Consider the following 13643-nt stretch of genomic DNA (forward strand, 5'->3'; position numbering starts at 1 on the left):
CACGCTTAGTTACACAATTACTGTGGTTTATCCTTTCTGGATTAGATACAGTTGGCTCAGTATCCGACAATTTATAGCGAGACTGTATGCGGTTTGTAGGCACAATGTTCCGGTATTTGTGGCGTTTTATCAATGGTATCAGAAGAGTACTGTTGAATATTATTTTCTTCGCCCTGGTTATTGGTTTTCTTGCGCTAATCCTGCAGGAAGAAGAACCTATTGTAGTTCCTGAAAATGGTGTACTGGTGATCAACCCGCAGGGGATTCTGGTTGAAGAGAAAACCTATATTGATCCGGTCGACCAGTTCATTAATCAGGCGGCCGGCAGCAGCGAACCGGTGCCTGAAGTTCTGTTATCGGACGTCGTTGAAGCCCTGGAAAAAGCAGCTTCGGATGATCGTATCGGCGCAGTCCTGCTTGACCTTTCCGGCCTTTATCCTAGTGGTATCAATAAGCTACAACGCGTTGCTGACGCGCTGCAGCAGCTAAAGACGACCGAAAAACCAGTCATTGCCAACGGCGATGCCTACGCGCAGCATCAGTATTATCTTGCCGCGCATGCAAAAAACCTTTACTTAAATCCGCTTGGTGGGGTCGCCTTTGATGGTTTCGAATATGGACAAATTTACTTTAAGGGCATGCTCGATAAGCTGAAGTTGAACCCCCACGTATTTAAAGTGGGTGAATATAAATCCGCTGTTGAACCTTTTGTGCGCAATAGTATGTCAGAGCAGGCGCGCCAGGCGAATGACTTTTTATTTAATGACTTGTGGCAAGAATTTAAGCAGGATGTTGTCAATCAACGACAACTGACCGATGCGGTTACCAGTGGTTTGATGGAACCCTATCTGGCGGCATTTAATAACGCTAACGGTAACCTGGCAAAATTGGCGCTGGAAGCCAACCTGGTTGATGCATTAAAAACTCGCGCCGAAGTCCGTAATGAATTAATTAACCTGGCGGGGTACGATGAAGATAAGAAAACCTACCGGCACATTAGCTTTGCTGACTACCTGAACGAAGTTGGCAACGGTAACAAAGCCTTATTGCCCGACGACAGCAACAATGAAATTGCCGTAGTGGTGGCTCGCGGTCAAATTGTCGATGGATATCAGCGAGCCGGTATGGTTGGCGGCGACAGCACCGCGGAGTTAATTCGCAAAGCCCGCCAAAATGAAAAAACCAAAGCCATCATATTGCGTATCGACAGCCCGGGCGGCAGTGGTTTCGCTTCAGAAATTATCCGTCAGGAAGTGCTGGAAGCAAAAAAACAGGGGCTACCGGTTATTGCTTCAATGAGCAGCGTAGCAGCATCCGGCGGTTACTGGATTGCGGCTGAAGCCGATCAGATTTGGGCAGCGTCAACAACCATCACGGGTTCTATTGGTGTCTTTGGCCTGCTGATTACCGCCGAAGACACAATGCAGGCCATTGGTGTAAACAGCGATTCATACAGCACGACGGAAATGCCTTCCATTAATATCTTAGAAGGTATCACCGACGCGCAACGGACAATTTTGCAGCGTTCCACGGAAAACTTTTACGATTATTTTCTGGAAATTGTTGCGGATGCCCGTGATATGACCAAAGCACAAGTCGACGAAGTCGCCCAGGGCCGTATTTGGACTGGTGAACAGGCACAGCAAAGGGGCCTCATTGACAGCTTAGGCAATCTGGATAATGCCGTCGAAGCGGCAGCTAAACTTGCTGAGGTTGATGAATACCGGGTAGTCCGCGTTGAGCAAAGTCTTGATGCCCGCCAACAGTTTCTTGCCGACATGCTCAATAGTTCCAGCGTTAAGAGCATTATCGGTACAGGCAACGATGCGGGCCCCTCACATTGGCTAATGGACAGCGTCACTCAAGTTTTGCGCGACACCCGGTCTCTGCAGAACTTTAATGATCCAAAAAATATTTACTCGTACTGTGCACTCTGCCCTCAACCGCGATAAACTATCGCCAATTTTTCGCGGTTAACGGCAACTGAAATGACAGAACGACGCAAACGGATTTATGTAGCCTATACCGGTGGCACTATTGGCATGCAAAAATCGGCTCAGGGCTATGTTCCCGCGGCGGGACACCTGAGCCAGTGCGTTGAGCGCATGCCGGAGTTTTTCCGTGAGGAAATGCCAGAGTTTACAATTCGTGAATATCACCCGCTGATGGATTCGTCGGACATGGCTCCGGCGGACTGGGTAACGATTGCGCGTGATATTGAAGCGCACTATCAGAACTATGATGGTTTCGTTATTTTACACGGCACTGATACCATGGCTTATACTGCGTCAGCGCTGTCTTTTATGCTGCAAAACTTAGCCAAACCGGTCATCGTTACTGGCTCACAAATCCCATTATCGGCGCTGCGCAGCGATGGACAAACCAATCTGTTAAATGCGCTTTATATCGCCGCAAATTATCCGATTCATGAAGTCGGACTATTTTTTAACAATACCCTTTACCGGGGTAATCGTTCAACAAAAGCTGATGCCAACGGATTTAATGCCTTTGCATCACCTAATTATCCGCCTTTACTCGAGGCCGGTATCCAGATCAGCGTCAATGCAGGTAAGCTTAAAGACCTTGGTCATACGCCTTTAAAAACCATCGAAATGACACCTCAGCCAATTGGTGTTGTGATGCTATACCCGGGGATATCCGCGCAGCTAGTGGGTAACCTATTAAGGCAGCCGGTCAAGGCCTTAATTATTCAAAGTTATGGTGTTGGTAACGCGCCTCAGGATCCCGCTTTACTTAGCAGTCTGCAGCAAGGTATTGAACAAGGATTAACCATTGTCAACTGCACACAGTGTTTCCGCGGTCGTGTTGATATGGGCGGTTACGCTACCGGCAATGCATTAGCTGAAATTGGTGTGGTTTCAGGTTCAGATATGACCATTGAGGCGACGCTGACAAAGCTGCATTATTTATTATCACAAAATTTATCGCCGGACATTATTGCCGAGCGCCTTATTGATAATTTACGCGGCGAACTAACGCTCAAATCATAAAAAATAATAAGAGTATGATGCCATGGAGAAAAAATCGCCTGCCTTTGCAAGTCGACTGGGTTTTATTTTAGCTGCCGCGGGCTCTGCCGTCGGCGTCGGCAACATCTGGGGTTTCCCCACCCAGGCCGCCAGTAATGGCGGTGGCGCCTTTTTACTGGTTTATCTTATTATGATTGCCCTGCTCGCTTACCCGATGTTGGTGGCAGAGGTCACCATCGGCCATATCCGCAGACAAAACCCTATCGAAGCTCTGCGCCATTTGTCCAGTCGGCCTTTTTGGCGTCGTTTTGGTTTTTTAAGCGGTTTAACCGGCTTGCTGGTATTGACCCTGATACTCAGCTTTTATGCGATAGTTTCAGGTTGGCTTGTGGCTTACATGCTGGCTCCCTTGTTGCAGTTAGTCGGACAAGATAGCCTGGCCGACTGGCTTTTGCAGTTTTCCCATACCCGTAACTTATTGACCATGCTCGCCTTTATGTTGCTGACAATCTATGTCGTGCGCTCGGGGGTTAATTCCGGCATCGAGCGTTGGTCACGTCGGTTAATGCCCCTATTGTTTATCCTACTTATCGGCATGGCTGGCTACATTCTGACATTAGACGGCGCGTTACAGGGCCTGACCATGTACCTGATCCCCGATTTTTCGGCAATATCAGACCCGCAGTTAATTATTCGTGCCATGGGTCAGGCGTTTTTCTCTTTGTCACTCGGTGTCTGTGTCATGATGACGTACGGAGCCTACTTATCGGAAAAAGAAAACATACCCAAAACGGCAGCCTGGGTAGCCGGCATTGACACATCAGTAGCCTTTCTTGCTGGCTTACTTATTTTACCGGCCATGTTTGTGGCACAAAACAATGGCGTTGCTATCTATGCCGAGGACGGTTCATTGCTGTCGGCGGACACTCTGGTTTTTAGTGTTTTACCAACGTTATTCGATACCCTCGGCGCAGCCGGGCCATTCGTCGCAATTGGCTTTTTCTTACTCATGGTGATTGCCGCTATTACCTCGTCCATTTCCATGCTGGAAGCTCCCGTGAATGCTTTACGGGAAGAAGCGGGTTGCGAGCGGGGTAAAGGAGTCTGGATTATTGCTGCGGTGGTGACGGCATTATCGACCCTGATTATTTTTTACTTTGATACTCTGTTTACTCTGGTCATTACCCTGAGTACGGTCTACATGCAGCCGATCATGGCACTGATATTCGCGCTGATGCTGACTTGGGTATTGCGTCAGCATAGGCTGTTAAAAGCATTACAACAGGGAGCGCCGGATATTCACAAGTCACTGTTCTGGAAAATCTGGCCCTGGTACGTCAAGTTTGTCTGCCCCCTGTTAATTATCCTGGTTATCTGGCAAAGCTAGATGACCAGGTAATCCATAAACTCATTGACCGGCATATTGTTTAATTGCTCGGGTTGCTGGTAAATAGCAATGATTTTATTGACCCGCGCGGCCGGAAACCGAGTTGCCAGATTATCCGCAAACTTTTTCTGAAGCACTCTGATGCCCTCGTCACGCCGGCGCCGATGACCAATCGGAAACTCTACTTCGATTTTGCGGGTATGGGTACCATCTTTAAAAAACACTTGTAAGGCGTTAGCGATAGAACGTTTGTCAGGTTCGTGATATTCGCGACTGTAACGTTCGTCCTCGATGACAACCATCTTGTCGCGCAGGCGATCAATTTCGGGATGCTGCCGGTGAAACTCATCCTCGTAATGATCTGCCGTCAGTTCGCCATACAATAAAGGCACAGCGGTCATGTACTGCAAACAATGGTCACGGTCGGCGGGATTTGCTAACTCTCCTTGTTTCGAGATTATCCGTATCGCTGAATCATGGGTTGTTAATTCAACCCGTTCGATATCATCGATCCGTTCAGCAACTTCAGGGTGCAGGGTAACCGCAGCCTCACAGGCCGTCTGGGCATGAAACTCAGCAGGAAACGACAGTTTAAATAAAATATTTTCCATCACATAGCTACCATAATCGCGCTGAAACTTAAACTGCCGTTCATTTACCGGCTTAGGCTGTTGATCTTTATTGGTCTGGCTGAACAATACATCATAAAATCCCCATTGAGGTGCCGTCAGCGCTCCCGGAATACCCATCTCTCCGCGCAAACTAATGTCTGCCAGGCGCACCGCCCGTGAGCAGGCATCACCCGCAGCCCATGATTTGCGCGAACCGGCATTGGGAGCGTGACGATAGGTACGTAGTGACTGTCCGTCGACCCAGGCTTGCGAAATCGCCGCCATAATTTGCTCCCGGTCACCACCCCAAAGCCAGGCTGCAACGGCGGTGGACGCGACTTTTACCAGCACAACATGGTCAAGGCCAACCCGGTTAAAGCTGTTTTCCAAAGCCAGTACGCCCTGGATCTCATGGGCTTTTATCATGGCTTCCAGCACCGTCTTCATGGTTAAAGGCGCTTTGCCCCGGGCAACTCGTTGTTGTGATAAAAAATCAGACAGTGCCAGAATTGCACCCAGGTTATCCGACGGATGCCCCCACTCTGCGGCCAGCCAGGTATCATTAAAATCCAGCCAACGAATGATGCAACCAATGTCCCAGGCTGCCTTAACCGGATCCAGTTGCAGCTGAGTGCCCGGCACTCGCGCTCCATGAGGAACCTGGGTACCTGCAACCAAAGGACCTAAGTGTTTACTGCATTCAGGGAAACGCAGTGCCAGTAACCCGCAACCAATACTGTCGGCAAGGCAATGGCGGGCGGTAGTCCAGGCTTCTTCCGATTCAACACGGTAATTTAAAACATAATCGGCTATCGTCTGAATTTCGTCATCGTATGGCGGGCGTTTATTGGTCGAGAAGGTAGCACTCATCATATTCTCCAATTAAAAAAAACCCGGAACCAAGGCGGGTTGTTCCGGGTGTAGGGGAATGGCTCATAGAAGAGCCGTGCGCTGATAATTAAACAATGGAGTAATGAAGTTTAGACAACTTTCCGAAAGTTGCTAAATTTTTAATCAATTTTTTTTTGCGGTTGTAAAAGCGCTGGTCAGGCGACACCCTTAAACAACTGATAAAAGTTGGTAGTGGTCGTTTTAGCAACCTCCTCTACCGTCAGACCTTTAATGTCAGCAACGCACTGAGCGACATCGGCAACGTAAGCCGGCTGATTCTGCTTACCGCGGTGCGGGACAGGTGCAAGCCAGGGGCTGTCTGTTTCAATCAACAGCTTTTCTAAGGGTAATGCTTTAATCACATCACGTAGCTCACTGGCATTACGAAATGAGGCAATACCAGAGACAGAGATATAAAAATCCAGCTCATCAATAGCGCGCTTTGCCATTTCCAGGGATTCGGTAAAGCAGTGTAAAACGCCGCCAGCTTGTTCTGCTTCACCCTGTTTAAGCAGGGTCAAAGTATCTTCCCGGGCATCCCGGGTATGAATAATTAATGGCTTTTTGAGGCGTTGCGCTACATTAATATGGGCAGCAAAATGCTGTTGTTGCAATACCTTGCTGTCGGGTTTGTAAAAGTAATCAAGTCCCGTCTCGCCAATGGCAACAACATCGTTGTGGCTGGCCATAGCATAAAGTTTTTCAGCAACCTCACTTATATCAGTCCGGCTCTCTTCGACATATAAGGGGTGGATGCCGCAAGATACTGATACATCACTGAAGGGCTCAACAACGCTGCGCATGGACTCATAGTCTTCCAGCGTAACAGCAACACACAGCATATGCTCGACCTGGCGTTGCCGGGCATTTTCAATGATTTTAGGTAAATCTTCGCCAATTTTTTCCGCATCAATTTTGTCCAGATGACAATGAGAGTCAACGTACATTAGCACCCCAGCGCTGGTTAAAAATTTCATTAAGAATTGTACCACAATGCGCCTGCTCATCGTGAATCAGGCTACGGATGCGCTGCTCAATATCGTACTGATGCTGATCCAAAAAACTAACGGCAAGCCAACGTTTCTTGTCATTTGTGGCTGGAGTCAGAACCCATTGCACAACCACTTCGGTGGCCTGGTTGTCGGCAGGCTGATCCGGCAAACTCAGTACTAATTCAAACTTATTGTTCAATTGGCTGTTGGCGGTCGTTACATCGGGCGGTATTACTAATAATAAGGGTTCAAAGCGCAGTACAACACTATGCGCTAATTGCCTGCGCGTTTCATAAAAAACACTGAGTGTTTTCGGCGTCGAGTCCGCTACTGAATACATAAGTCGCCCATTGTTGCCAGTTGAGGCTTAACAATAGCGGTAAATTTAATCCCTTAGAATAATGAAACTTCTGCCGTAAGTGTCGGCATTCTGCTACCGCCTGACTGAGCAAACGCTGATTCACGTGCTGCTGTTGATTAAGCTGCCGATACTGCTCCTGCAACCCGGAAAAGTGATAGTACTGCGCTGCAATTCGCTGACTGGATTTCAGCAGATCCTCTAACAGCTGCTCTGTGATATTCAGCCAGGCTTCGGCCTGATCTTTGTTCTTCATCACCGGCACCAACGCCTCACCCCGCAAAGCACTCAACAAACTGGCGGCCTGGGCGTCCTGTTCATCATCACTAGCTAATGCAGGCAACTGCAGATTAATCCACTGTAAGCGACTTTTCAGGGTCGGCAGTAAATGAGCCGCCTGCTCTACCGCCAACAGCCAAAACAGGTCCTCAGGTGGCTCTTCCAGTATCTTTAAAATCGCATTAGCAGCTTGTTCCGTCAATTTGTCTGCCGGGCGAATAATAGCAACTCTGGCCCCGCCCTGATTTGCTGTCTGGGTTGCCTGTTGCTGCAGCTGCCTTACCTGGTCAATGCCAATACGCGTCCCTTCGCCGGCCTCTATCTGCCAGAGGTCAGGGTGAGTACCGGCTTTAAATAACAAGCAACTTTTACACTGCCCACAAGCGCTTTTTGCCGGTTGCCGGCACAATATAAACTGCGCCAAAGTCAGTAAAAATTGCTCACTACCGCGCTGTGGTGCGTGTTGCATATAGTAGGCATGGGCCAGGCGCTGCTGCTGTGCACTATTTACCACCTGCAGCCAGGGTTCCCGTAACCATGGATAACTCATTAGAATAAATTCTCTTCTATAGCCCGCAGGATATCCTGATGCACTTGTTGCATTGGCTGAGATGCGTCAATCACAATAATGGCCGGGCTTTGATAAGCCAGCTGCAGATAACGGTCCCGGGTACGTTGAAAAAATGCCAGATCTTCTTGTTCAATTCGGTCCAGTTCGCCCCGACCTTTGGCGCGCTCCAGGCCAAGCTCCGCAGGAACATCCAGATACAAGGTTAAATCAGGTAAAAAATCCCCCAGGGCGAGCTGCCGGAGTTGCTCGAGTGTCTCGTTGCCCAGTTGCCGGCCACCGCCCTGATAGGCTTGGGATGATAAGTCATGCCGGTCGCCAATAACCCAGCGCCCCTTTTTTAAGGCCGGCTTAATAATTGTATCCACTAACTGAACACGACTGGCATACATCAGCAGCAACTCCGTGGTTGCCTTAACCGGCTCTTGCCATTTTTTTTTCAGCAGTTCTCTTAGTTCTTCAGCCAGCGGCGTTCCGCCCGGCTCACGCACCGTTTCCGGGCGTATGCCTTTGGCCTGTAAGTGACTGACAATACTGGCTATAGCTGAGCTTTTTCCGGCCCCTTCCAGGCCTTCGATAGCAATAAATTTTCCGTTCATTAGACTCCTACTGGTTTAGTTGGTATTTGCGTACAGCCCGGCGGTGTTGTTCCAGCGTTTCAGAAAACACATGGCCGCCTTTTTTGTCTGCCACAAAGTAAAAGTAATCAGAACTGGCCGGGTGCGCGGCAGCTTTTAGTGACGCCGGCGAGACCATCGCAATCGGGGTCGGCGGTAAACCATTGATGCGATAGGTATTAAACGGCGTTTTTGCCCTTAAGTGAATGCGCGTCAGGTTGCCGTCAAAGTCCGGAATACCATAAATGGTTGTTGGATCGGACTGTAGTCTCATACCAATTTCTAATCGATTAGCAAACACACCGGCGACCATCGCCCGCTCACCATCCTGTCCTGTTTCCTTTTCAATTATGGATGCCAGGATCAGCAGTTCGTAGGGGCTGTCCACCGGGCATTCGGCGCTGCGCTGCTGCCAAATTTCCTGCAATGGCTGCTGCATAGCGTGGTAGGCCCGTTTAAGTACTTCGTAGTCGCTTGTAAAGGCCGTATAATGATACGTTTCCGGTAAGAACAACCCCTCGGGTGAGGGATAATCCTGAACAAAATCCAACTGGGCCTGCAGCGTTTCTAAATCGTTGCCGGCAAGCTGTTTTTTCAAAAAAGGCTGTTGTTGTAATTTGGCCACCCACTGCCGCAAGGTCTGCCCTTCAACCAGAGTCACCGCAAACTGCTTTTCCTCGCCTCTGGCGAGCTTCTCCCAGACAGTAAACCAGGTGTGTTGAGGATGGATTTCATAGGCGCCCGTTTTAATTTGATTGATACCAATCAGCACCTGACTTAGCCGGTAATCAATCCGGTTGGCAGGGCGCTGCCAATGCCGGTTAATTTTAGCGACAATCACGCGTGCGCTGTCACCCGGCTCAACCACAAGCAGCAACGGCGTTTGTCCCTGTGAGTCGGCAAGTGGCTTATGCAAATAATTAATAGTCGCCCCATAGGCCGCCGCGCAGAAAACAATTAATACAATGACAGCAATCAGTAGCTTTTTCATGAAATCAGAGCGGTTAAACCCGTCGGCAGTTGAGTAGTTAAAACATTACCATTTAACCGCGCAATTGGCACGGCTCCGCGAACAGAATTGCAGATAAAAGCCTGCTCTGCCTGCCACAAATGCGGCAACTTAAAGTCTCCGACATTTACCTGACCCAACCACTTGTGCGCCAGTATCACCTGACGGGCGACACCATCGACACCACAACGATGCAAAGCCGGGGTATACCATTGTCGTCCCTGGCGCCAGAACAGGTTACCCTGACAAGCCTCGATTAGATACTGCTCTTGATCCAGTACCAGTAAATCATCCAGCTGGCGCTGTTCCCGCTCCTGTGCCAGTAGCACCTGTTCCAGTCGATTGAGGGTCTTTAAGCCGGCTAAAGCAGGTTGCCGGCCCAGCCTTAATTCGGCAACCTGAACCTGTCGCAGTGCCGGCTGCGCGGTTGGCAGCGGTGACTTCACCCAGTAATGATTCGGTAACGAGGAGGACGGCGGCAAATACCCCCTGCCTCCACTGCCCCGCGTAATAATAATCTTTACCACGCAGTTCTCATCAGATGAGACCACCTTAGCCAGCATCTGATCCAGCTGTTGCCGTGTAGGAGCAGGCAGTTGCAGGCGCTCACAGGCTAACAGCAAACGCTGACAATGATAGTCCCACCAGCACGCTCGTCCCGCCGTTATACGAACCGAGGTAAAATGCCCGTCAGCAAATTGTAAGCCGCGATCGAGGTTCTGTTCTCCGGCATTACCATTAATCCAGACAGAGGGTGTCATCAGTTATGCAGCCTTACTTTAAAATCTTTAAAAAACGCGGCGCAGCAAAACAAAAAGGCAGCCTGTTGGCTGCCTTTTGTCGCAGAGAGAATTCTCATACGTTACCTTACTGAGACACTTTAATTAGTCGTCAGAGTGGTTTGTAACGTAATCGATAGCGGATTGTACCGTTTTAATTTTTTCTGCTTCTTCGTCTGGAATTTCAGTTTCAAATTCTTCTTCCAGCGCCATAACTAATTCAACTGTATCAAGCGAATCAGCACCTAAATCGTTTTCAAACGAAGCTTCAGGCTTAACTTCTTCTTCTTTAACGCCCAGCTGTTCAACGATGATCTTTTTTACGCGTTCTTCAATGTTGCTCATGATAATAAAATCCTTCAATAGTCGTCACGAGTGTGAAAATTGGCCGTAGTGTAGTTAAACCAGAACCAATAATAAAGCAAAAAATTGTTAAAAGTGAAGAGGTCATACCCCTGTTAACCGACCCGTTAGCTAACCGGCCTGCTAAACCATGGCCATACCACCGTTTACATGAATCGTTTCGCCGGTGATATACGCAGCTCCTGGTGATGCTAAAAAGCTAACTGCAGCGGCGACTTCTTCCGGTTTACCCAAGCGTTCAGCCGGAATGTTAGCAAATATGGCCTGCTTTTGCTCATCGTTAAGGCTTTTGGTCATATCCGTATCGATAAAGCCTGGTGCTACACAGTTAACTGTAATGCCGCGACCAGCTACTTCTTTCGCCAGAGACTTAGAAAAGCCAACCAGACCGGCTTTAGCCGCGCAATAGTTTACCTGACCCGGATTACCAGTAGTGCCGACCACCGAACTGATGTTAATGATTCGGCCCTGGCGTCTTTTCATCATACCCCGAATTACCACTTTACAGACCCGAAAGACAGCTGTCAGGTTGGTATCAATGACCGAGTCCCACTCTTCGTCTTTCATACGCATCATCAAATTATCACGGGTGATGCCGGCATTATTTACCAGAATATCAATGCGACCTTGTGCTTTTTCAAGCTCTTTTATCGCTGCCGCTGTCTGTTCACTATCATTAACGTTTAGAGCCATACCCTGACCCTTATCGCCAAGATAGGCAGAGATATTTTCAGCACCCTGCTCTGAAGTTGCAGTGCCGACAACATAGGCACCCTGAGCTGCCAGTGACTCAGCAATGGCTTTACCGATCCCGCGGCTGGCGCCGGTAACCAGTGCAACATGATCTGTTAAAGACTGCATTAACTCTCCTTAAGACGTTACGTCAGTAAATGCGTCACTGCTGTTTAAGGCTGAACAGTTAAACGCTTTAGTAATCCGCTTATTTAGTCCGGTTAATACTTTGCCCGGACCGACTTCGTAGGCGTTTTCGATACCCGACTGAGCCAGCGCTTCAATGGTTTCTGTCCAGCGTACGGGACAATACAGCTGCCGTACCAGTGCGTCCTTGATATCCTCAGGGGTATCGTTGCTGGCCACATCGACGTTGTTAATTACCTTAACTTCAGGCTTTTTAAAGCTTACCTCGGCAAGAGCGGTTCGCAACTGCTCTGCCGCTGGCCGCATTAACGCACAATGCGACGGCACACTAACCGGCAACGGCAACACCCGCTTAGCACCCGCTTCTTTCAGCGCAATGGCGGCCCGTGCAACGGCGTCACTATGGCCTGCGATAACGACTTGCCCGGGCGAATTATAGTTAACTGGTGTGACAACTTCACCGTTGGCTTGTTGCCGGCAGATATCGGCAATAGTGTCATCCTCAAGGCCAATAACCGCTGCCATTGCCCCGATGCCCGGCGCTACGGCGTTTTGCATGGCTTCGCCGCGTAAGGCCACCAAACGTACTGCGGTATTGAAATCCAGTGAACCAGCACAGACAAGGGCCGAATACTCGCCAAGACTGTGGCCGGCCATTGCGGTCACCGAATCCAGTCCTTGCTCTACCGCCAGACGGTAAAGAGCTACGCTGGCAGTCAGTAAGGCTGGCTGAGTAATCCGGGTGTCGTTAAGCCGTTGCTCAGGGCCTTCCTGGGTAATGGCCCACAGGTCATACCCTAATTCATCGCTGGCTTCATTGAAAGTTGCTTTAATCCGGGTGTACTGTTGCGCCAGATCCGAAAGCATACCAACGCTTTGTGACCCCTGACCCGGAAAGAGTAATGCGGTTTTTGTCATATTAGCCTCTTAATACTTAACCAATGCTGAACCCCAGGCAAAACCACCGCCAAAAGCTTCCAGTAGTAACGTCTGGCCGCGTTTAATGCGCCCGTCCCTTATGGCCCAATCCAGAGCAATAGGTACTGAGGCTGCCGAGGTATTGCCTGTTTCGTCCAATGTTACAACCACTTGCGACATTGGCATTTTTAATTTTTTTGCAGTTGCCTGAATAATCCGTAAATTCGCTTGATGAGGTATCAGCCAGTCCAGCTGTTCTGCTGTCATATTGTTGGCTTTGAGGGTCTGGCTGACTAACTCACTGAGTTTGGCCACGGCGACACGAAAGACCTCGTTACCTTTCATATACATCCAGCTACTTTCTACTGTACCCTCAGCACTTAAGCCAGTAGTTAAGCCAGCACCGGTCCGCTGCGGCTGTTTAGCTCCCAGCAGATGACCGTATTCGCCTGCGCTGTGTAAATGTGTGGATAACAGTCCGGGCTGTTCACTGGCCTGCAATACAACCGCGCCGGCCCCGTCGCCAAATAAAACGATGGTATTGCGATCATCCGGGTCACATAAGCGCGCCAACACATCGGTACCGATAACCAGCACTCGCTGGTGCTGGCCGCTGCGAATAAATTGATCAGCAATGCTCAACGCATAGATAAACCCAGCACAGGCCGCGCCGATATCAAAAGCCGGAATGCTACTGACACCCAGTAACTTTTGTATCTCGCAGGCAGCACTGGGAAAGGCATGTTCGGCCGAGGTGGTTGCCACCACAATCATATCGACATCCCCGGCTTCCAGCTCGGCTGCCGCTAAGGCGGATCGCGCTGCCTCATAGCCAAGCGTTGCAGCTGACTGATGGTTTGCTGCGATGCGACGTTCTTTAATGCCGGTTCGTTCCGTAATCCATTCGTCAGAGGTATCAACCCGCTGCGAAAGGTCATCGTTTGTCAGCCGTTGCTCGGGCAAGTAATGGCCGCTTCCAACGATTTTTGAATAACTCATATA

Annotated in this window: 14 protein-coding genes; 3 read left to right on the forward strand and 11 right to left on the reverse strand. The window is 49.5% G+C overall.

Going from position 1 to position 13643, the window contains the following annotated elements; genetic code table 11:
• Window positions 1–86 precede the first annotated feature (86 nt).
• From sppA to LG288_RS06170, 3 genes are read left to right on the forward strand one after another with little or no spacing between them, the layout of a single operon-like run.
• The gene (sppA, locus tag LG288_RS06160; RefSeq protein WP_404399231.1) at window positions 87–1952 is read left to right on the forward strand and encodes a signal peptide peptidase SppA; all 1866 of its coding nucleotides are present in this window, start codon (window positions 87–89) and stop codon (window positions 1950–1952) included.
• Between the two features lie 36 nt (window positions 1953–1988).
• Window positions 1989–3011: an asparaginase gene (gene ansA, locus LG288_RS06165; protein ID WP_404399232.1), complete on the forward strand. Its 1023-nt coding sequence runs from the start codon at window positions 1989–1991 to the stop codon at window positions 3009–3011.
• Window positions 3012–3033: 22 nt separating this feature from the next.
• Window positions 3034–4377: a sodium-dependent transporter gene (locus LG288_RS06170; RefSeq protein ID WP_404399233.1), complete on the forward strand. Its 1344-nt coding sequence runs from the start codon at window positions 3034–3036 to the stop codon at window positions 4375–4377.
• On the opposite strand, the gene LG288_RS06175 is transcribed toward LG288_RS06170, so the two are convergent.
• The 11 genes from LG288_RS06175 to LG288_RS06225 form a co-directional block, all read right to left on the reverse strand.
• The gene (locus LG288_RS06175; protein WP_404403044.1) at window positions 4374–5858 is read right to left on the reverse strand and encodes a bifunctional 2-methylcitrate dehydratase/aconitate hydratase; all 1485 of its coding nucleotides are present in this window, start codon (window positions 5856–5858) and stop codon (window positions 4374–4376) included. The two genes, LG288_RS06170 and LG288_RS06175, sit on opposite strands and share 4 nt — an antisense overlap.
• A gap of 176 nt (window positions 5859–6034) precedes the next feature.
• Window positions 6035–6826, reverse strand: a complete 792-nt coding sequence (locus tag LG288_RS06180) for a TatD family hydrolase (protein ID WP_404403046.1) — start codon at window positions 6824–6826, stop codon at window positions 6035–6037.
• Window positions 6816–7211: a hypothetical protein gene (locus LG288_RS06185; RefSeq protein ID WP_404399234.1), complete on the reverse strand. Its 396-nt coding sequence runs from the start codon at window positions 7209–7211 to the stop codon at window positions 6816–6818. The genes LG288_RS06180 and LG288_RS06185 overlap by 11 nt, the downstream gene beginning before the upstream one ends.
• On the reverse strand, window positions 7162–8058 hold the full coding sequence (locus LG288_RS06190) for a DNA polymerase III subunit delta' (protein WP_404399235.1): 897 nt from the start codon (window positions 8056–8058) through the stop codon (window positions 7162–7164). The genes LG288_RS06185 and LG288_RS06190 overlap by 50 nt, the downstream gene beginning before the upstream one ends.
• Window positions 8058–8675: a dTMP kinase gene (tmk, locus tag LG288_RS06195; RefSeq protein ID WP_404399236.1), complete on the reverse strand. Its 618-nt coding sequence runs from the start codon at window positions 8673–8675 to the stop codon at window positions 8058–8060. The genes LG288_RS06190 and tmk overlap by 1 nt, the downstream gene beginning before the upstream one ends.
• Before the next feature lie 7 nt (window positions 8676–8682).
• Window positions 8683–9684 carry an endolytic transglycosylase MltG gene (gene mltG, locus LG288_RS06200; RefSeq protein ID WP_404399237.1) on the reverse strand — a complete coding sequence of 334 codons (1002 nt, stop codon included), beginning with the start codon at window positions 9682–9684 and terminating at the stop codon, window positions 8683–8685.
• Window positions 9681–10463 carry an aminodeoxychorismate lyase gene (gene pabC / locus LG288_RS06205; protein ID WP_404399238.1) on the reverse strand — a complete coding sequence of 261 codons (783 nt, stop codon included), beginning with the start codon at window positions 10461–10463 and terminating at the stop codon, window positions 9681–9683. The genes mltG and pabC overlap by 4 nt, the downstream gene beginning before the upstream one ends.
• A 123-nt stretch (window positions 10464–10586) precedes the next feature.
• A complete protein-coding gene (acpP, locus tag LG288_RS06210; protein ID WP_404399240.1) occupies window positions 10587–10826 on the reverse strand; it encodes an acyl carrier protein in 240 nt (79 codons plus the stop codon).
• 141 nt (window positions 10827–10967) lie between these two features.
• Entirely contained in the window at window positions 10968–11705 is a 738-nt protein-coding gene (fabG, locus tag LG288_RS06215) for a 3-oxoacyl-ACP reductase FabG (RefSeq protein WP_404399241.1), read from the reverse strand.
• Window positions 11706–11714: 9 nt separating this feature from the next.
• A complete protein-coding gene (gene fabD, locus LG288_RS06220) occupies window positions 11715–12641 on the reverse strand; it encodes an ACP S-malonyltransferase (RefSeq protein ID WP_404399242.1) in 927 nt (308 codons plus the stop codon).
• Between the two features lie 9 nt (window positions 12642–12650).
• Window positions 12651–13640, reverse strand: coding sequence for a beta-ketoacyl-ACP synthase III (locus tag LG288_RS06225; RefSeq protein ID WP_404399243.1), 990 nt, complete (start codon window positions 13638–13640; stop codon window positions 12651–12653).
• Window positions 13641–13643: the final 3 nt, after the last annotated feature.

It is taken from the genome of Idiomarina seosinensis, from assembly GCF_044797955.1.
GTDB classification, from domain to species: domain Bacteria; phylum Pseudomonadota; class Gammaproteobacteria; order Enterobacterales; family Alteromonadaceae; genus Idiomarina; species Idiomarina seosinensis_A.